The organism is Campylobacter coli, from assembly GCA_039516895.1.
Lineage (GTDB): Bacteria > Campylobacterota > Campylobacteria > Campylobacterales > Campylobacteraceae > Campylobacter_D > Campylobacter_D coli_B.
On record CP154437.1, the window covers coordinates 786,007 to 804,877 of the forward strand.

Sequence of the window (18,871 nt, forward strand, 5' to 3'; positions counted from 1 at the left end):
ATATGAAAAATATTATCAAAAGTGTAGGTGATTTAAGAATTTCTATAGTTTTATTTTTGCTTTTTGCCTTATCCTGTGGTTTGGCAACTTTTATAGAGAGTGCCTATGGCACGCCTACTGCGTGGGCAATGGTATATGATAGTTTTTGGTTTGAGTATATACAGCTTTTATTGGGTATAAATTTATTGTTTGGCATGCTTCGTTATAAGATGTTTGCTTTAAAAAAAATACCTTTGATGATTTTTCATTTTTCTTTTCTTTTTATCTTACTTGGCTCTGCTATGACTCGTTATGGTGGTTTTGAAGGTTTACTAGCGATTCGCGAGCATACTCAAAATGCCTTAGTTGAAAGTTCTAAAACCTCTTTAAGAATTTCCACCATTAAAGATGGAGAGCGTTATACTTCTGTAAATGATCGTTATATAGGAAATTTACCTTTTGCAAATTCCTTTAAATTAAATTTAAATATGGGAGATGAAAAAGCTGTCTTAAAATACAAAAATTTAATTTTAGATGCGGATTATGTTTACAAAGAAGACAATATTTCTTCACCTTTGCTTGTTTTGACTGTTTCTGAAAAAAATTCTCAAGGCGCAAATTTGGAATTTAGATCAGGAGAGGTACAAAATATCAATGGGATTAATTTTGCCTTTATGAATGATGATGTAGCTAAGCCTTATATTAAAATAGATAAAAATTTAAAATTAAGTTCGAGTGAAAATTTAAATGTTTTCAATATGAAAAAAGGTGAAAATTCAACTCTTAAAATCGGCGAAGAAGCAAATGCTAAAGATCTTAGATTGTATAGTTTAGATAATTTAAATTTTGTAGTGAAATTTGCCTCTTTGCATGGAACTCAAGAAATTCAAGGTGTTAATAGGCCTCAAGATGAAAGTTTTTGGCTATGGTTTAAATCAGCTTGGTTAGAATTTGCAAGAACTGTAATGATATCAAGTTTTGGAGAACCACAAAATTGGAAAGCTTCTTGGCTTACAAATTTTAAAGAATTTGCTATGAGTAAAGATTATCAGGCTTTGGAATTAAAAGGAGCGCATGCGCTAAAACTTCAACTAGATTATAAGAATGAAAGTAAAGAATTTTATGTATTTGAATACAATAAACCTACTGTAATAGAACTTGCTGGACAAAAATTCTTTATCTCATGGGCGCTTGCATATGAGCAATTACCTTTTGAAATTTATTTAAGAGATTTTGTTTTAGATCGTTATCCTGGATCTATGTCTCCTGCTTCTTATGCAAGTGAAATTACAGTTAAAAACAATGAAGATACTTTTGATTATAGGATTTTCATGAATAATGTTTTAGATTATAAGGGTTATAGATTTTATCAAAGTTCTTACGATCAGGATGAAAAAGGGACGATATTATCGGTCAATAAAGACCCGGGTAAAATTCCTACATACATAGGTTATTTCTTGCTTTGTTTGGGTATGTTTTTAAATTTCTTAAACCCACATTCAAGATTTAGAACTCTAGCAAGACTTATCAATAAAGATGCCTTAAAGCATACTGCTAGTGCTTTAGCTTTACTTGTAGCTTTATTTGGAGCAGATAAAATGCTTGCTCAAGATTTAAATATAAGCTTAGAGCAAAATATGCCTATAGTAGATAAAACACATGTTAAAGAGCTTAAAGCCCTTATCGTGCAAAAATCTGTAGATGGTAGAATGATACCTTTTGATACTTTAGCTAGAGAAATTTTGGAAAAAATTCATAAGAGTGCGGACTATAAAGGACAAGAAGCAAGTGCTATAATGCTTTCAATGCTTATTAATGTGGATTTATGGCAAAATGAAGCTTTTATCTTAATGCCAAGCAATAAAAATGTTCGTGAAGCCATCGCTGAAATTTTAGAAATTTCTCCAGAATTAAAATATGTCAAATATAAGGATTTCTTTGATGCTAATAATCGCTATAAACTTCAAAAATATGTGGAAAATGCTAATCGCAAAAATCCGAATGCTAGAGGCGTATTTGATAAAGAAATCATTAATCTAGACGAAAGAGCAAATGTTGTAAATTTAGTTTTTAGTGGAGAACTTTTTAAATTTATTCCTATACAAAATCATGACAATAATGCATGGTTAGCTCCTTTTTCTGCTATTACAACACTTAAGGGCGAAGAGGGTCAGTTTGTTTTGGCGCTTATAAAAAACTATTTTTCTTCCGTAGATACAGCTTTTCATGATGGAAATTGGACAAGAGCTAATGAAGCTTTAGGGCTTATCAAGCAATATCAAGAGAAAATAGGGCATGAGGTTATGCCTAATAAAACGAAAGTAGAGATGGAGATTTTTTCAAATAAGGCTGAAATTTTTGTCAAGCTTGCTCCTGTTTATTTGATCGCGGGATTTTTATTATTGATCGTTCTTTTGCTTAAAATGGTTGCACCAAAGCTTAAAATTTCTCTTATATTTAAAATTATTTATATTTTAAATATTTTAGCCTTTATCATCCATACCATAGGACTTGGATTACGTGCTTATTTAGCAGATCATGCCCCTTGGAGTAATGGATATGAAAGCATGGTTTATATAGCTTGGGCTTTATCTCTTTCAGGAATTTTCTTTTCTCGAAAAAGTCCGATTGCTTTATCTTTAACTTCTATACTTGCGGGTATTGTTTTAGCTGTGGCTCACTTAAGTGAGATGAATCCACAAATTACAAATCTTATGCCAGTGCTTAATTCGTATTGGCTTAGTATCCATGTGTCTGTTATTACTGCTAGCTATGGATTTTTAGGGCTTTGCTCTTTGCTTGGAATTTTTACTTTAATATTGATGTGTTTTTTAAAAGAAAACAATCAATACAATCAAAGTATTTTAAGAAATATCACAGAGGCAACTCGTATCAATGAAATGTCGATGATTTTTGGGCTTTGCTTACTTACTGTTGGAAATTTCTTAGGTGCAATTTGGGCCAATGAGAGTTGGGGTAGATATTGGAGTTGGGATCCAAAAGAAACTTGGGCTTTGGTAAGTATTTTGGTTTATGCGGCTATTTTGCATATTAGAATGATTCCAAAATACTCTAATCAATTTACATTTGCACTATGGAGTATGTTTGCTTATTGGGTTGTTATCATGACTTATTTTGGGGTAAATTATTTCTTAGTAGGTTTGCATTCTTATGCAGCAGGAGAAGCTGCTCAAATTCCTAGTTATGTTTATTGGGGAATTGCGATTATGATCGTTTTAGCATTGCTTGCAAGAAGAAAGCGTGAGTTTGTAGGCAAGCTTTAATGAGTTATATATTTTGGGTGATTGTTTGCACCTCTGGAGCTTTGCTCCTTTTTTTGGGTTTGATAGCTTATTTGATTATCAGCGATGATAAAAAGAGAAATGTAAAACAAAAAAACACTGAAAATACAGTTCAAGCCCGTAAAATTGATAGCGATTTAAATAAGATGATAGTAGCAGCTAGTGATTTAAAATATAGCGATAGTGATTTAAAGGAGCTAGCAAAGCTCTTTGTTCAAACGCATAAACTAGGTTCTAAAACTTCTAAAGAGCTAGATGAAAAAACGAAAAATAAATTAGAATTTGTATCCGCCCTAGCTGCTAACCCTAAAGCTAGCCCTCAAACTATAAGCTTTTTAAATCAAGAGCTTAAAAAAATTTCTGCTTCTTATAAAAAAGAAATCGATGCCTATGAGCAGATGGGCTTGGCAAAAAGAAAGATTAAAGAAGAAAAATAAAACCGGATTAATTTTTTAAATTTGCCCTTATGTCTTAAAATCAATTCACATAAAAATTATTTTATAATATGCTTATTTTAAACAAAGGATTATTAAATGAAAATCACAATGATAATTCTAAGCTTATTTTCTTTAGTATTTTTAAGTGCATGTGCTTTTAAAGAAAAAAAAGCAAGTGAAATAGAAACTCTTGCAAGTAATTATGGTGGAATTTATATCTTTGATAAAAAAATAAGAGAAGAGATATTGGAATTAGAGAAAAAAAGAGAAGAATTTCGTAGTAAGTATTTGGGTAGTGAAATTAAAGTAGGAAATGAAACTCATTTTGTGAATTTTTCTTATTTGAAGAAAAAATTCCCCCAAGTCCTTTCTAATGGTTGTAAATATTATCGTGATGATTATATTAATAGCTATAAAATAGGCGAATCTAATTTTAATTTCGATGATAAACCCGAATTTGCATACTATGAAGATCAATTTAAAGCATATATGGGTGAAGAAAACTATAAAAAATTAAGACCTTATTTAGGTATGACAACTTATTATGTGTGTGAGGGTAAAAAATATCCTGTTGTTTTTGCTACCATGATAGATTATAAAGTAAAAAATTATGGATTATTTGGAGATGAAGGAAGAGGATTTAGCTTTTCAAGCATTAGTCGTAAAAGTGCAGGCGGAGGATCTTTTCATTATTTTACTAATGGTAAATTTATAAAAAGTGATGAAAAATATACAGGACAAAGTTACTGATGAACCCTAAAGAACTTATCTCTCAAATCAAAGACTATGCTAATATAGCAGATGCTAGTTATGCAATGCTTGATTTAATCGATGAGAATGATGAAAAAGGTTTTTTTGATAGTGCTTTTACTCCTCCTTTATGGCTTTATGCAGATGGGGTAACTAATCTAAAAAATCATAGTAAAAGGCAATAAAGTATGAAATATATTATATTGACTTTTATTCTAGGTTTGATTGTATTTGTTTCAGTAAAAGGTTGTTTTTATCCTACAAGTTATCGTGCTTTTATACCAAAAAGCTTAGATTCCGAGTATAAAGAGTTTGAAAGATTATGTAAAGAGGAAGTAGGAAAGGTAGTATATGCAAGACCTATAAAACATGGTATAAAGTTGGAAGATTTGTTTAACTTGCCTTCTACGAGTGTTAGACGTGTTGCTTTAAGCAGACATATGTATATGTTGATAGAAAATGTTACAACAAGAGAAGACGAAATTTTTTACTTACATATAGCTGGTTTTGAATATTATACAGGCTGGACAAGAAAAAGTTTTTCTATGCATGATGATTCTAAAAAATATATAAGATGTGAGCCTTTGCTTTATGGTAAAACTTGGAAAGAAAATGTTAAGATAATGGAACAAAAGGCATTTGATAATAAAGAATATATAGGCACAGAAGAATATTTACGATATTCACCTTATCATTATGAGTATAATACACTTTATCGCCAAATAGTTAATTTCAAACAAAAGAAAGAGAATTAATGATATATAATTACAAATACTCTCTTGGAATCTATGTTAATGATTGGGGCTTTATGATGGGCAGTGAGGGAAACCCTCATGTGTTCTTAGGACTAAAAAGAGAGCAAGTGCATTGTGGCGATATGCAAATAAAAAACACAATATATAAATAAACTTGATTTTAAAGATAAAGCTTATAATGTGCTTTATAATATAGGAGTTTAAATGGGAGATAGTATTACGCTTTCTATTTTTGTAGGTTCATTGCTATCCATTGCTGTTATCACAAAATTTTATCTTATAGCTTTATCTGTGCTTATTGTCTTTTCTATTTTAAATTATTGGATTAAGATTAATATAAAAGAATTTGTAAAATCTTATTTTTTAATATCTTTTATTATCTTTTTTACAGCTATTGTTATCGTATTTTATCTTACTTATGATCTTGAAACTTCTAGGGGACTTGTATTACTTGGTCCTCCAGAAGTTGAAAAATTATCACCACAAGAATATAAAGCACATAATTATTTTAAATTTTTAACCTTTACAACTATGTTTTTTTTGGCAATCACTTTTTTATACTCCCTTGTTTATTACAAGCTTATTTATTTAAATGTTATAGCACAGGAGAAAAACGCAAAAAATTAAGTTGGTTTATAGGGTTTGCGTGTAATCCTATATTAATGGCGGGTGTGTATGTGATGTATTAAAATCTTTAAAGACTACCAAAAAATTTAATATATTTGATATAATATTTATTTATCTTAAATATTTAGAGAAAAAATGAATAGAGAATTATTTATAACAAGACTTGCATTTATAAACAATGATGAAATAAATAAAATAAATAAAAATTCATCTATTACATATTTAAAAGCCTTATATCAATGTGAAAATTCCATAGCTGTAAATTATGATGAAGAAGAGCTTTTCACCTAAAGCACTACTATCACTCACAGCTTTGATCCTGAGGAGGGCTTAGGAGAACAAAGTAAAAATCAAATAGAGTTAAAAGAAGCTAGATTAAGAATGTATTATAAAGAACACAAATATCAAAAAGACAATCTTTTAATCACTAATTTATATCTAAACGATACCCTATATCAAAACGAACAAGGTTTAGATAAATTAGAATTATCTAAAAATGATTTATTCAATTTAAATGATATTAATGTACTAAATACTCTTAAACAAGACTTTAGTAAAGATTATGAATTTAAAGAATTAAATCTTAGCTTTGATACTAATTTAATCAAGCTTTATTTCATTATCCCCAAAAACATTGCCAAAGTTTATAAAAGTGCTTATAAAGAATTTAAAAACAAAGATCTAGGAGCAGGGTATTTTACACAGCTACATGAATATGATAAAATCATTAAAAATTCTTTAGAAGATAAGAAAGAATTAAACGAATATCATTTAACTTTTTTAACTCCTTCTAAAATGCAAAAGATTGATTTTGAAATTGCAAAAGGTTTAGATGAGTGGCTTGATAATGAAAATGTGTGTTGCTTTAATGTTTATACTAAGGATTATTTTAACGCAAATAATAAAGATATGCTTATAAGTGATAATATAAAAGATGATACAAATACCACACAAGCTCACATCAATGAAAACTATAACAATACTCAAGAAATCATCCCTGATAATGTTATAAGAATACAAACACAAGATGGCAGTGGAGAGTTTATCGAGATAGTATTTGATGAATTTAAAGAATGGGAAAAATCATCAAGCGGAGCCATAAAGCCTTTATTTACCCCATTAGAAGGTATAGTGGAAGATATTTCAAATTCACTTGAAAATGTCAGCATTATCGGTGATACCTTAGCAATGCTTGGCGCAGTGAAAAATCCCAAAAATGCAAAAAATATTATTAAGAAAAAATCATTGACAAAGGATGAAATTTTAAATGAAATTAAAAAATTAAAAAAATCTCACAATAGAATTTATTTAGTAGATGATATAAATGAATTGATGGTTTTATGGGACAAGTTAACAAAAAATTATCAAAAAGAAATAGTGGAAACAAATAGTAAAAGAATTAGAATTATAAGAATTTTAGAAGATGACACAAGATTAATGTTGAGAAATTATTCAAGCAACAAAAGTGACAATATGCCCACGATAGATACTAAAATTAATAATAAAGATTATAAAATACATATTAATAACCTAGGAAAACCTTAATGAAATTTAAAGTTTTAGAAACTATAAATGCAGAATTATTTCCACAATGGGATGTCTTGCTTGATTTGCATATAAATTCATTTCTTGATATATTTTCCACACATAAACAAGTAAATAAAAATGATATAACAGAGATTATAGAGTATAGTTTTTTATGCGATTTCTTAGAATGTAGTGATTATGCAGAATTTTTTATGATTTTTAACCTTTATACAAAAGATTATCAAGGTGAATTTGTAAAAGTATTTACAAAATTATTTCTACATGATTTAATTGATTTTTATATAAACGATGAAAAACAAAATACATTATCAGCTTATACTAAAGATAAAGATAAAAATTGGAAATATTTTTTAGATAATTATATCAATAAAGAGTGTTTTTATATAGATGATTTTTGTATTGCTTCTTGGGATATTCCAAGTAGTTGGAATAAATATAATATTAATGCAATTATTACCCCCAAAGGCACAAAATATTTTAATGAAATCTTAGCTCCTAAATTTTATAACAAATACAAAGATTTAGAAGTAGAGATTGATGATAAGGGTAATATTATAAGATGGATAGGAAAGATTAATAGATGAGTTTATTTGGATTTTACATTGGATTTTACAAAGGATAAATAATGAGCGAAACTTATGAGATTTATACACCCAATGGATTAACATTAGATGTGGAAAAAGATACCAATAAAATACTATTTAAAGAAAATATTAAACCCACAGGCAATTATACTCAAGAATATTCCAAAGCGGTTTTTGAATCTTATTATATTATGAAAAACTCCCCTACAAAGACTATCAACCAATATATCTAGATCCTAACTTTTATACAGGGCAAAAATCCACTTTGCTTGAATTTAAAGAATGGCAAAGCATATATTTAAAAGATCCCATTAAAGGAGCTATAGCTCCTTGGACTAAAGCAGAAAAAGCTTATTATAAATCTTTAAAAACTAAAAGAGAAAGATATAAATATTTAATTATAAGAAGTGGACTTAGAAGTACTGTTATAGATATACCTTATGAAGCATATTGTAATGTAGATGAAAAAGGAAATTTAATCAATGAAGAATACGCCTATATTTATGATGAAGTTAACAATAATAAAGAAACCCTAAAATCTTCTCTTTTTAGACAAGAATGGGGTATAGCAGCAGGAATACTAGGAAAACCTGAATATTTTGTGCGTTCTAAAAATCATGGCTTTAATGCTAGAATGATACAATGTTTTATTTTATATATTCAACTCACAGGTGGAGGATATGAAGAATTAGGTATAAAAAGAGGAATTTATAATTATGCTGATAATCTTTTAGAAATAGGTATAGGTATGGCAGGGATACATAAAAATCCTTTAAGGGCTAAATTGGTAAAAGATTTAGCTAAAACTATACAGCCTGATGAATTTGGTATGCTACCTTTTTTAGATGAGATTATGGGAGTAAATTGGGTGATTGATTTAAATCGATATAAATTTGCTCTTGATGAAGAAGGTAGAATCATTTGGGCTTTATATAATGATATTGAAAAAGGTAAATTAAAAGATCCAAGAGATGTGGATTCTACTTCTGAAAGCAGGAAAGAATTTGATGATGCTATGGATGGATACGAAAATGGAATGGTAACTAGATTTGATGTAGATACTCCAAATGAATGGAGTGAACAACAAGCTGCTTTAGATAGAGATACTTTAGTATTAAGTGCCAAACTCGCAGCCCTCACTCCTCCTCAAGGTTATCCTAATGCTCCAAGATACTATAGCCCTGAAAGACTAGAAATTATTTATAAAAGACATAAGCTTGATAAACTCCTTGATCCAAGAATCCCTGCTATTTATAGATATAATTTCCCAAGGGAACTTAGAGCTAAGATACTAGCTTATGCTAAAGAACATAATATCAAAGATTAAACCACAAAAGAAAGGAAAAACAAATGCAAAAAACACTTCAAATCGATTTAGAAAAAAGAAAAGCTTTAGAGAATTTTAAAAATCTAGCTTTATTAGGATTAGGCGGAACAATGCTTTTAAATTTAAAAGAACAGCCTTTAGATTTTAATCAAGAATTAACTTATATAAATACTTATGATAAGTATTTAAACTTAAAGCTTGATTCTTTTTATATCCCTTCTACGCTTTTATCTTTACTTCAATTAACTCAAAAAAGCAAAGAAGCTTTTTATATCAATGTTTTAATCAATAGTGATACATACTATAAAAACCCTTTATTACAATATGCTATCACTCAAAAACAAGAACAAGAAAATGTCGTTTATGCTTTAAAGAATGATGAAAATCTTAATACTTCTTTTACTAATCTTAATGCTTTAAAATTAGCTTTAGAAGAAAAGAATTTTTATCTTAATTTTATAGACTTAAACAGCAAAGAAAGTCTTTTAAATTTTTATAATCTTTTATTGAAGGATAAAAATTTAAATTCTTATTTTTATTTTAAAGATAATCATTTTTATATCCATGAAAAAAAGATTCAAAATATTGAAAATCAATACATGGATTTAGATTTTAAAATGAATTTAGGACTTTATTTAAAACTTCTTAATAATTTTAAGACTTTAAATAAATTTGAACTCATAAAGATTTTAGAAGCTTTAACGCAAAATAATATTAAGACTTTATATTTAAAGTCAAACAAGGATAAAGCTTATACTCTTACTTCAATGTTGATGAATTTAAGGGTGAGGTGAGGATAATAAACTAAAAAATTAAAGTAGTGCGCTCAAGAGGAATTTATAAGATAAAGATTTATATGTAAAAGTTTTTCGCGCATACTTTAATTGTTATTTTGTTTTTTTTAATGAATAAAAGTAGGTTTGGCTTATGATTAAGAGGTTTTTTAAATAAGATACATATTCATTCTTGGAGAGATTTATAAAGAGATGAAATCAAGGGAAAAGTTGATCCTGTGTTTAATAGGGTATTGTAAGGAGAAAGTATAGATACTATCAGACAAGAATTTATAGATATAGCAGAAGGGTTTTTTACTAAAGAAGATGTAGAATATTTAGGGCATATTAATATTTATCCTACTGCTTTACCTAAAAATGGAAATCAATTTGATACTTTTTCCACCTTCACTCATGAGCTTTTTCATGCTTTGGGTATGCTATCTTTAATCAGTAATTGTGAGGGAAATTTAGGAGAATGTTTTATTGATGGTTTTTTAAACATTTTTAGTGATCATTTGTATATGATGAGCAAAAGCTCAAGTGGAGATGAGAATAGTTAAAACCCAAGCAAAGGGGATTATTTAGATATGGCTCATATTGAGCTTGATAATTCTTTAATGAGTCACCAAAGTTGGCGTAATTATAACTTCTATATGGAAGCAGAATTAGCCTTGCTTCAGGATTTAGGCTATGTTTTTGATAGAAAACTTTATTATGGGATTCTATTTATGAAAACGATATTTAAAACTGGTAAAGCGATCATGGTTATTATGGCTAGAAAAGATGGCAAATAGCTTATAAGAGAATACAATCCTACAGAATACGGAGTGGGTTTGCATATCTATGGTAGCAATAACACAGCCACTCAAAACCATGATATTTTATCTAGTGGTGTAGCTGTAAGTGGTATTCGCATAGGAAACTAATAACCAATTGATTGTAGCCAATGGTGCTAAGGTTTATACCTTGGGAGATTATTCTAACACTTTGCTAATCGCTTATGGAAAAGATCATGTTATTGATCACAATGGAGAACTAAAAGTCACAGGTAAAGAGAGTATAGCCATCAATATAGATTTTGGGGATAATAGTTTAGGCAATACCGAAGAATATCGTGTGGCTCTTATATGCATAAAATTTAAAGATAATATAGACTTTAGTACCAAACTTGAAGTAGGGGCTAAATTTTAGTCAAACACAAATATCAATTCTTTTTTAAGCAGGTGTAATATAATTAGATTTTTTTATAAAAAGCTATTAAGTGAGATAAATTGAAATGAATGATATTAAGAAGTAATGGTGCGCTCAAGAGGATTCGAACCTCTGACCTTTTGAACCGCAATCAAATGCTCTATCCAGCTGAGCTATGAGCGCATCTTTTTTGTATTTTTAAAGATGTAATTATATAAAAATTTTTCTTAAAATTAGGTTATTTGCTTAAGATCTTATCTTCAAATTCTAATTCTTTTTTTCTTTTTTTACGATAAATAATCAAGCTACTTAATAAAATAAAACATATAAGAGCAAAAACATACCAAGTTGCATTCTTGACATTGCTTAAAAACAAATCATTAGTATTCATACCAAAAAAACCCACTATTAGATTAAGAGGTAAAAATATTGCAGATAATATGCTTAAAAAATATAAGCTTTGATTTATTTTTTCATTTTTAATCGCACTCATTAGTAAATGAAGTTCATTCAGTCTAGTAATCATTTCTTTATTGTTTTTTAATGCAATTCCAACAGCAAAATTAATCGGCTTTAAAGCTTTTTTATGCGGACTCGTTCCCGCTAGTGAGCTTAAAGCTTCATCAAGCAAGGAGATATTTTTTAAGTTTTTATTGATTTTTTGTTTTAGGATAAAGCTTTTCTTGAAAAAATTTTTAATCAAATTGCCCTTTAAAAGTATATTTTCTTTGCGCTCTAGAATGTACTCAAAGTGGGTATTTTCATTTTTATAATCCTCTAAAATAGTGCGAATGGTACTTAAAAAATCATTTAAAGAAAAGGGTTTAAATTGAGTATCTTCAAGTTTAAATATTTTATCATCCTCAAATCCAAAAACACTAAAATTTCCCTTTTTAGTTTTTGGGTTGTAAGAATTTAAAATCAAAATTTTTTGCCCTAAAAAATCCATATATAAGGTATTTAAATTTTTATTTGCAAGAAATTTACTTAAATTCTCATCACATACCATTAGTTAGCCTTTTGGCGTAAAATTCGTATTTAAATTTTTTAAATTCAGACTTTTTTATCGCCTCTCGTGCTTGCGCTACTAGGGTTAGATAATAATGTAAATTATGCAAGCTAGCTAAGCGAAAAAAGGTTAATTCTTTGGCTTTAAAAAGATGATTTAAATATCCGCGTGAGAAATTACGACAAGTATAGCATGAGCATTCATTATCAATGCTTTCATGATCATTGATAAATTCAGCTCTTTTGATATTAAATTTGCCGAAATTTGTAAAAAAAGTCCCATTTCTAGCATTTCTAGTAGGCATAACACAATCAAACATATCCACCCCTCGTTCTATGTTTTCAACCAAATCCTCAGGAGTTCCAACCCCCATAAGGTAGCGGGGGCGATTTTCATCTAAAAAAGGATTTAAATTTTCCACAGTTTCATACATAAGAGCATTTTCTTCACCTACACTAAGTCCTCCTATAGCAAGTCCATCAAAATCCATTTCATTGAGAGCTAAAGCGCAGCGCTTGCGTTCTTCATAGTCGATTCCCCCTTGTATGATTCCAAAAATATTTTGTTTTAAACCTAGTCCTTGAATTTGCATTTGTTTGTGATAATCAATCGCCTCTTTTGCCCATTTTATAGTCCTATCTACTGATACTTTAATACGTTCTTTTGTGGCAGGAAGAGCGATAAGATCATCTAGTATCATCATAATATCGCTGTTTAAATCATATTGGGTGTCTAATACACTTTTAGGAGTAAATAAATGTTTAGAACCGTCTATATGGCTTTTAAATTCTATACCATCTTGAAAATGTTTAGAATTAGCAGAAAGTGAAAAAGCTTGAAAACCACCGCTATCAGTAAGAAAACTTCTATCGAAATTTGTAAAGCCATGCAAGCCACCAAAGTGCTTTACGATTTTAGAACCGGGTCGTAAATACATATGATAAGTATTTGCTAGGATGATTTTTGCATTAAGCTTTTCTTTAAGATCGATAGCATCAAGGCTTTTTACAGCGCCCACTGTGCCTACTGGCATAAAAATAGGGGTTTCAAAAGTGCTGTGAGCTGTTGTTATCTCACATACTCTAGCTAGGTTGTCTTTATGCTTTAATTTAAATTCCATTTGTTATAATTTCCTTTTTGGAGTGCAAAATGAATCATATTTTAATAATAATCGATGGTATTTTAGCAAAGCATTTCTTAGAAAGGCTTTGTTTTGAAAAAGGCTTGGGGTATTTTTTTACCATAGTTTGTCAAAATGAAGAAAGCATAAATTTGGGCACAAATAACGAATATATAGAAATTCATCATTTTGATCCTACTAGCACAGCTCGCCTTGAAACTCTTATGAGTAAATCTTTTAAACAAGCTTTTATCTATATGCAAAATGAATTTGAAACTAAAAAAACTTACGAAGCTTTGCGTTCTTTAGATACAAATTTAGAGATTGAAATAATGGATTTTTGGGGTTTGAATATCAACGATGTCCATGCAAATTTAGCCGATGCTAGAATGACTTTGAGTCGAAGATTTATGGATTTGTTGCCTGATATTGCTTTAACGGCTTATTGTGTTGGATTGGGTGTTGGGGAAGTTATGGAGGTCAAAATTCCTGCAGGATCGATTTTTGCATACAGACATATTAGCTCCATTCAGCAAAAAAGATGGCGTATAGTGCTTATTTATAGGAATTCTAAAATTTATTTTGTTAAGCCATCTTTTGTTTTGCAGCCCAATGATAGTATTTTGATTGTAGGTGATCCTGTTGTTCTTCAAAGCATTTTTCATAATATCAGAGGCAAAGTAGGGCAATTTCCATTACCTTTTGGAAGCAATATCTTTACTCTTATTGATATGAAAAAAATGAGTGAAGATGTGCAAGAAAGATTATTAGATACTACATTACAATTAGTTAAAAGAAGCAATGCTAAGAAATTTTTCATAAGAGTGCTCAATCCTAAGCTAGGCACTTTATACGATAGAATGAAGCAGCTTTCAGATGAGCAAGAAAGTATATTTTTTGATTTTTTTAATACGGATTTTAAAAATTTAAATTCTTTTTTAGAGAATAATGACATAGGTATTATTCTTACAGATTTTAAACATTTTGAACAAGAGAAAAAAACTTTTTTTGAGTTGAAAATTCCTGTTTTAAAAATAGGCGAGGGGAAATTTGAAAATATTCAAAATGCTGTTATTTTAAGTGCTGATGAAACCGAACTTGAAAATAATGCAAATGTGATTACAGATCTTAGTAAGCAGCTTGATTTTGATGTTACTTTGTATTATTACAATCCTAATTTGCAAAATACTACGGATATGGAGGAGTATTTTGGAAGTTTATCTAAACTTTATGATAAAAATATCCAGATTATCAGTAAAAATGATGAAAATCCTATTTTATCTTTATCCTACCGCGCAGATTTATTACAGTTTGTGAGTTTTGAAAAAGGGCTTTTAGATGGAGAATTTAGCAAGAGTTTAAGTACCAATCTTAATAGGCATTATTCTAAAATGAGGCAACATTATCAACTTTTCATACCTGTAGAATGAAAATCATTTAAGGCTTGCAATAAAGCGCTGTTTTTTGCGAGCTTATTTTTAGTGTTTCAAAAAAGATTTTTATTTTAAATTTTCTTAGTTTTATAACCTAGAACTAAGAAAATGATTAGCCCTAATTTGCTAGAATAGATTTAATTTCAAAATAAAAGTAGAACAATGCAAATAAATGTAGATTTAAAAGAAAATGCCTATAAGGTTTATATAGATGAGTTGGATAGTTTAGAATTAGATACTAAGGTTTTTATACTTTCAAATCCTAAAATTTCAGGACTTCATTTAAAAACATTATTGTCTAAAATTAAAGCTAAAGAGCTTTTTATAGCGACGATAGAAGATGGTGAAGAATATAAAAATTTAGTTACTTTGGAAAAAATTTTAAACCAAATGTTTAATTCTAAACTCAACCGAAAAAGTATACTGATAAGCTTTGGTGGTGGAGTGATTAGCGATATGGGTGGATTTGCCGCAAGCATTTACCAAAGAGGAATTGATTTTATCAATATCCCTACTACGCTTTTAGCTTGTGTAGATGCTGCAGTAGGTGGCAAAACAGGGGTAAATAATGCTTTTGGGAAAAATTTAATAGGCACATTTTATCAACCTAAAGCTGTGTATTGTGAAAGTGAATTTTTAAGAACTTTAGGTAGAAGAGAATTAGCCGCAGGGATGGCTGAATTTATCAAAATGGCTGCAATGTTTGATAAAGATTTGCTTGGATTTATAGAAGCGATTGATGAAGAAAGTTTTTTAAATGCGACTTGCGAAAACGAAATTTTTACTCAAATCATTTCTAAAAGCGTGGAGCTTAAGGCAAGAGTTGTGGAGTGTGATGAAAAAGAGTCGGGCTTAAGAATGCTTTTAAATTATGGCCATACTTTTGCTCATGTGATAGAGAATTTTACAGACTATAAGCAATATTTACATGGCGAAGCAGTGGCTATTGGGATGAATATGGCAAATCGCTTGGCTTTAAAATTAGGATTGCTAAACAAAGAAGAATGTGAAAGAATAGAGAAAATTTTACTTCAATTTAATTTACCAACGCATTATAAAATCGAAAATATCAACGAGTTTTATGAAGCTTTTTTCATGGATAAAAAAAGCTCTAATCAAAAATTAAATTTCATTCTTGCAAATTCTTTAGGCAAGGGGATGATAAAAGATGATATTGCTAAAGAAGTGGTATTGGAAACTTTGAAAGAATTTCAATGAGAAAAATCCTTCTTTTGCTCTGTTTTAGTCTTTTTGCTTTTGCTGATATAAATCGCACTATTATTAATAATATTAATGAAAAAATAAGCAATTTAGACACTGTTATTGGAGCCAGTATTTGGGATGTACGCTATGAAAATTTTATCAAATACCAAGATATAAATGATGAGCTTATTATTTTAAAACTAGAATTAAAAAAAATAGAAGATGCGCATTTGCAAGATGAATTAAAACGAAAAATAGCAACTTTAGAAGAACAGCTCAATGTGCTTAAAGAATATAAAGAATTAAATTTTGCTCATAGTCTTAGTGCGCCTGAAGATATAGAAACTTTATCTAAACTTACTAATCCTTTGGCGATTATCGGAGCTTTTTCTCATATTAAAAAATTAAGAGGAGAAAAAGAAGAATATGCTTTTAAATTTAATGATTTTAAGAATTTGGTAGAAAAAATTAGAGAAAAGAATTTAGAGCTTAAAGAATTAGTCAATCTTGAATCAAATATCGAAAATATAGAAGCATTAAAAGCATCAGATAAAAAACTTGAAGAGTTTGATCAAGCTTTAAAATTTGCTAGCGTTTCTTATTCTGTCTATGAAAAAAAGATTGATGATGAAATCACAAGAGTAAGTGCTGAAATCAAAGCGCAAGGTTTAAGAGCGATTAATATAGTCGTAGCTATTGTTATTGTTGTAGCTATTGCTTTTATGTTAAAATTTGTTGCTAAAAAATACATAAAAGATAATGAAAGATATTATACAGCAACAAAGATTATCAATTTTATCAATCTTAATATCATTTTTCTTATTTTGCTTTTTGCCTATATAGAAAATATAACTTATCTTGTTACTATACTTGGTTTTGCATCGGCGGGCTTGGCTATTGCCATGAAGGATATGTTTATGTCTATGCTTGGATGGTGTGTGATTGTTTTTGGTGGAAGCTTTAGAGTTGGAGATCGTGTGAAAGTTTTTCAAAATGATACTACTTATGTGGGCGATATTATAGATATTTCTTTTTTGCGTATCACTTTATATGAAGATATTACACTTGAAACTTATAGTAAAAATCGTAGAGCAGGGCGTATTGTTTTCATACCTAATAATTATGTTTTTACAAATCTAATTTCTAATTATACTCATCATGGCATGAAAACGATTTTAGATGGTATAGATATTAGTGTTACTTTTGATTCCAATGTAGAAAAAGCGCAAGCTATAGTTGAAGAAATTGTCAACCGCCTAGCAAAGGGTTATACTGAACTAGCTAAAAAAACAATGAAAAGACTGCAAAATGAATACAGCATAAGAAATCCTAAAGTAGAGCCTAGATTTTTCGTCTTTTTTGAACACTGGGGGATGAGAATATCTGCTTGGTATATGACAAATTCCTATGCAGCATTAATACTTCGAAGCGCTATTAGCAAAGAGATTATCAAAGAATTTAACAAGCATGAGGATATTAAAATAGCTTACCCATCTCAAAATTTATATTTAGGAAATTTAAATCAAGCCCCTTTTGGGACTCATTATAATTCTACGCATTTTCATACAAAGGATAGTAATTGAAAGAAAAAGTTTTTTTTAAAACCTTTGGATGTCGCACTAATATATACGATACAGAACTTTTAAAAAGCTATGTAAAAGATTATGAAATCGTAAATGATGAAGAAAAAGCACAAATCATCGTAGTAAATTCTTGTACCGTTACTAATGGTGCAGATAGTGGGATAAAATCTTATATTAACTCCATGCAAAAAAAGGGCATTAGGGTTATACTTACGGGTTGTGGTGCTGTGAGTAAAGGTAAAGAGCTTTTGGATAAAAAACAGATTTTTGGTGTGCTTGGAGCATCGAACAAGGATAAAATCAATGAATTTTTGGGTTTAAAAACAAGTTTCTATGAACTTGGAAATTTAAATTTTATCGATAAAGATATAGTTTGTGAGTATGAAAATCACACCAAAGCCTTTGTTAAAATTCAAGAAGGCTGTGATTTTGCTTGTTCTTATTGTATTATCCCTAGTGTGCGCGGAAAATCAAGAAGTGTTGATGAGAAGGCTTTGTTAAAGCAGGTTGAAATTTTAGGAGCAAATGGCTATAGCGAAGTGGTTTTAACAGGAACAAATATAGGCTCATATGGACTTAAAAATGGAACAACACTAGGCAAACTTTTGCAAAAAATGGGTCAAATTTCAGGCATAAAACGCATAAGGCTTGGTAGCCTAGAACCCGCTCAAATTGATGAGAGTTTTTTGGAAATTTTAGATGAAAAATGGATGGAGCGGCATTTGCATATAGCTTTGCAGCATACAAGCGAAAAAATGCTTCGCATTATGAGAAGAAGATCGCATACAGATAATGACTTGAAGCTTTTTAATATCATAGCTAGCAAAGGATATGCTTTGGGGACTGATTTTATCGTGGGACATCCAGGAGAAACTAAGGAGCTTTGGGATGAGGCTTTAAAGCATTTTCAAGAATTCCCACTTACTCATATCCATGCTTTTATTTTTAGCCCTAGAAACAATACACATTCAGCTACTATGAAAGATACTGTAAATGGTGCCGTGGCTAAAGAAAGATTAAACACTTTAAAGGCTATTATAGAAAACAATAATTATCAATTTAGAAAAAGGGTTAAAACTCCACTTGAAATTTTGGTTGAAAATCAAAAAGATGGTTTTTTTGAGGGTTATGATCAGTTTTTTAATAAAATAAAAATTAAAAGCAGTAAAGATATAGCAAAAGAATGGCTAAAATTAGAGCGATATGAAGTGCAAGAAAAGCATAATTTTGCGGATTTAAAGGGCTAA

The 18,871-nt window shown here is 29.4% G+C and carries 17 protein-coding genes, 1 tRNA gene and 2 pseudogenes; 17 read left to right on the forward strand and 3 right to left on the reverse strand.

The annotated features are described in order from the left end of the window. The first annotated feature begins 2 nt into the window (after positions 1 to 2). The 13 genes and pseudogenes from ccsA (at position 3) to AAID94_03945 (ending at position 11,201) form a co-directional block, all read left to right on the forward strand. Positions 3 to 3,263, forward strand: coding sequence for a cytochrome c biogenesis protein CcsA (gene ccsA / locus AAID94_03885; GenBank protein XAK24665.1), 3,261 nt, complete (start codon positions 3 to 5; stop codon positions 3,261 to 3,263). After that, positions 3,263 to 3,718 (forward strand): hypothetical protein, encoded by a 456-nt coding sequence (locus AAID94_03890; protein ID XAK24666.1) that lies wholly within the window; start codon positions 3,263 to 3,265, stop codon positions 3,716 to 3,718. Before ccsA ends, AAID94_03890 begins: the two co-directional genes overlap by 1 nt. 288 nt (positions 3,719 to 4,006) lie before the next feature. Next, positions 4,007 to 4,468, forward strand: coding sequence for a tRNA 2-selenouridine synthase (locus AAID94_03895; protein ID XAK24776.1), 462 nt, complete (start codon positions 4,007 to 4,009; stop codon positions 4,466 to 4,468). Further along, complete coding sequence (locus tag AAID94_03900) at positions 4,468 to 4,653, forward strand: hypothetical protein (protein ID XAK24667.1); 186 nt, start codon at positions 4,468 to 4,470, stop codon at positions 4,651 to 4,653. Before AAID94_03895 ends, AAID94_03900 begins: the two co-directional genes overlap by 1 nt. Before the next feature lie 3 nt (positions 4,654 to 4,656). Next, positions 4,657 to 5,223 (forward strand): hypothetical protein, encoded by a 567-nt coding sequence (locus AAID94_03905; protein ID XAK24668.1) that lies wholly within the window; start codon positions 4,657 to 4,659, stop codon positions 5,221 to 5,223. After that, the gene (locus AAID94_03910; protein XAK24669.1) at positions 5,223 to 5,375 is read left to right on the forward strand and encodes a hypothetical protein; all 153 of its coding nucleotides are present in this window, start codon (positions 5,223 to 5,225) and stop codon (positions 5,373 to 5,375) included. Before AAID94_03905 ends, AAID94_03910 begins: the two co-directional genes overlap by 1 nt. A 52-nt stretch (positions 5,376 to 5,427) precedes the next feature. Further along, a complete protein-coding gene (locus tag AAID94_03915) occupies positions 5,428 to 5,850 on the forward strand; it encodes a hypothetical protein (protein XAK24670.1) in 423 nt (140 codons plus the stop codon). A 135-nt stretch (positions 5,851 to 5,985) separates the two neighbouring features. Continuing rightward, positions 5,986 to 6,141, forward strand: a complete 156-nt coding sequence (locus tag AAID94_03920) for a hypothetical protein (protein ID XAK24671.1) — start codon at positions 5,986 to 5,988, stop codon at positions 6,139 to 6,141. 90 nt (positions 6,142 to 6,231) lie between these two features. Beyond that, positions 6,232 to 7,395 (forward strand): hypothetical protein, encoded by a 1,164-nt coding sequence (locus AAID94_03925; protein ID XAK24672.1) that lies wholly within the window; start codon positions 6,232 to 6,234, stop codon positions 7,393 to 7,395. Continuing rightward, positions 7,395 to 7,982, forward strand: a complete 588-nt coding sequence (locus tag AAID94_03930) for a hypothetical protein (protein XAK24673.1) — start codon at positions 7,395 to 7,397, stop codon at positions 7,980 to 7,982. The genes AAID94_03925 and AAID94_03930 overlap by 1 nt, the downstream gene beginning before the upstream one ends. Before the next feature lie 41 nt (positions 7,983 to 8,023). Then, positions 8,024 to 9,309, forward strand: a pseudogene (locus AAID94_03935) (hypothetical protein). Positions 9,310 to 9,332: 23 nt separating this feature from the next. Further along, entirely contained in the window at positions 9,333 to 10,103 is a 771-nt protein-coding gene (locus AAID94_03940; protein XAK24674.1) for a hypothetical protein, read from the forward strand. Between the two features lie 416 nt (positions 10,104 to 10,519). Then, positions 10,520 to 11,201: pseudogene (locus tag AAID94_03945) on the forward strand (hypothetical protein). A 181-nt stretch (positions 11,202 to 11,382) separates the two neighbouring features. Here AAID94_03945 and AAID94_03950 read toward each other — a convergent pair. The 3 genes from AAID94_03950 to tgt all read right to left on the reverse strand — a co-directional run bounded on the left by AAID94_03950 (position 11,383) and on the right by tgt (position 13,405). Then, positions 11,383 to 11,459 (reverse strand) — tRNA-Arg (locus AAID94_03950). A gap of 55 nt (positions 11,460 to 11,514) precedes the next feature. Further along, entirely contained in the window at positions 11,515 to 12,285 is a 771-nt protein-coding gene (locus tag AAID94_03955) for a CorA family divalent cation transporter (GenBank protein ID XAK24675.1), read from the reverse strand. Next, complete coding sequence (gene tgt, locus AAID94_03960; GenBank protein ID XAK24676.1) at positions 12,275 to 13,405, reverse strand: tRNA guanosine(34) transglycosylase Tgt; 1,131 nt, start codon at positions 13,403 to 13,405, stop codon at positions 12,275 to 12,277. Before tgt ends, AAID94_03955 begins: the two co-directional genes overlap by 11 nt. Before the next feature lie 29 nt (positions 13,406 to 13,434). On the opposite strand from tgt, the gene AAID94_03965 reads away from it, so the two are divergent. The 4 genes from AAID94_03965 (at position 13,435) to mtaB (ending at position 18,871) form a co-directional block, all read left to right on the forward strand. After that, the gene (locus tag AAID94_03965) at positions 13,435 to 14,835 is read left to right on the forward strand and encodes a TrkA C-terminal domain-containing protein (GenBank protein ID XAK24677.1); all 1,401 of its coding nucleotides are present in this window, start codon (positions 13,435 to 13,437) and stop codon (positions 14,833 to 14,835) included. A 165-nt stretch (positions 14,836 to 15,000) separates the two neighbouring features. Then, a complete protein-coding gene (gene aroB, locus AAID94_03970) occupies positions 15,001 to 16,056 on the forward strand; it encodes a 3-dehydroquinate synthase (GenBank protein XAK24678.1) in 1,056 nt (351 codons plus the stop codon). Then, the gene (locus tag AAID94_03975) at positions 16,053 to 17,624 is read left to right on the forward strand and encodes a mechanosensitive ion channel domain-containing protein (GenBank protein ID XAK24679.1); all 1,572 of its coding nucleotides are present in this window, start codon (positions 16,053 to 16,055) and stop codon (positions 17,622 to 17,624) included. Before aroB ends, AAID94_03975 begins: the two co-directional genes overlap by 4 nt. Further along, entirely contained in the window at positions 17,621 to 18,871 is a 1,251-nt protein-coding gene (gene mtaB / locus AAID94_03980; GenBank protein XAK24680.1) for a tRNA (N(6)-L-threonylcarbamoyladenosine(37)-C(2))-methylthiotransferase MtaB, read from the forward strand. The genes AAID94_03975 and mtaB overlap by 4 nt, the downstream gene beginning before the upstream one ends.

Excerpts from the sequence above, each read along its gene's own strand:
- ccsA (XAK24665.1), top strand. The coding sequence starts at position 3 with ATGAAAAATATTATCAAAAGTGTAGGTGATTTAAGAATTTCTATAGTT.
- AAID94_03890 (XAK24666.1), top strand. The coding sequence starts at position 3,263 with ATGAGTTATATATTTTGGGTGATTGTTTGCACCTCTGGAGCTTTGCTC.
- AAID94_03900 (XAK24667.1), top strand. The coding sequence starts at position 4,468 with ATGAACCCTAAAGAACTTATCTCTCAAATCAAAGACTATGCTAATATA.
- AAID94_03905 (XAK24668.1), top strand. The coding sequence starts at position 4,657 with ATGAAATATATTATATTGACTTTTATTCTAGGTTTGATTGTATTTGTT.
- AAID94_03910 (XAK24669.1), top strand. The coding sequence starts at position 5,223 with ATGATATATAATTACAAATACTCTCTTGGAATCTATGTTAATGATTGG.
- AAID94_03915 (XAK24670.1), top strand. The coding sequence starts at position 5,428 with ATGGGAGATAGTATTACGCTTTCTATTTTTGTAGGTTCATTGCTATCC.
- AAID94_03920 (XAK24671.1), top strand. The coding sequence starts at position 5,986 with ATGAATAGAGAATTATTTATAACAAGACTTGCATTTATAAACAATGAT.
- AAID94_03925 (XAK24672.1), top strand. The coding sequence starts at position 6,232 with ATGTATTATAAAGAACACAAATATCAAAAAGACAATCTTTTAATCACT.
- AAID94_03930 (XAK24673.1), top strand. The coding sequence starts at position 7,395 with ATGAAATTTAAAGTTTTAGAAACTATAAATGCAGAATTATTTCCACAA.
- AAID94_03940 (XAK24674.1), top strand. The coding sequence starts at position 9,333 with ATGCAAAAAACACTTCAAATCGATTTAGAAAAAAGAAAAGCTTTAGAG.
- AAID94_03955 (XAK24675.1), bottom strand. The coding sequence starts at position 12,285 with ATGGTATGTGATGAGAATTTAAGTAAATTTCTTGCAAATAAAAATTTA.
- tgt (XAK24676.1), bottom strand. The coding sequence starts at position 13,405 with ATGGAATTTAAATTAAAGCATAAAGACAACCTAGCTAGAGTATGTGAG.
- AAID94_03965 (XAK24677.1), top strand. The coding sequence starts at position 13,435 with ATGAATCATATTTTAATAATAATCGATGGTATTTTAGCAAAGCATTTC.
- aroB (XAK24678.1), top strand. The coding sequence starts at position 15,001 with ATGCAAATAAATGTAGATTTAAAAGAAAATGCCTATAAGGTTTATATA.
- AAID94_03975 (XAK24679.1), top strand. The coding sequence starts at position 16,053 with ATGAGAAAAATCCTTCTTTTGCTCTGTTTTAGTCTTTTTGCTTTTGCT.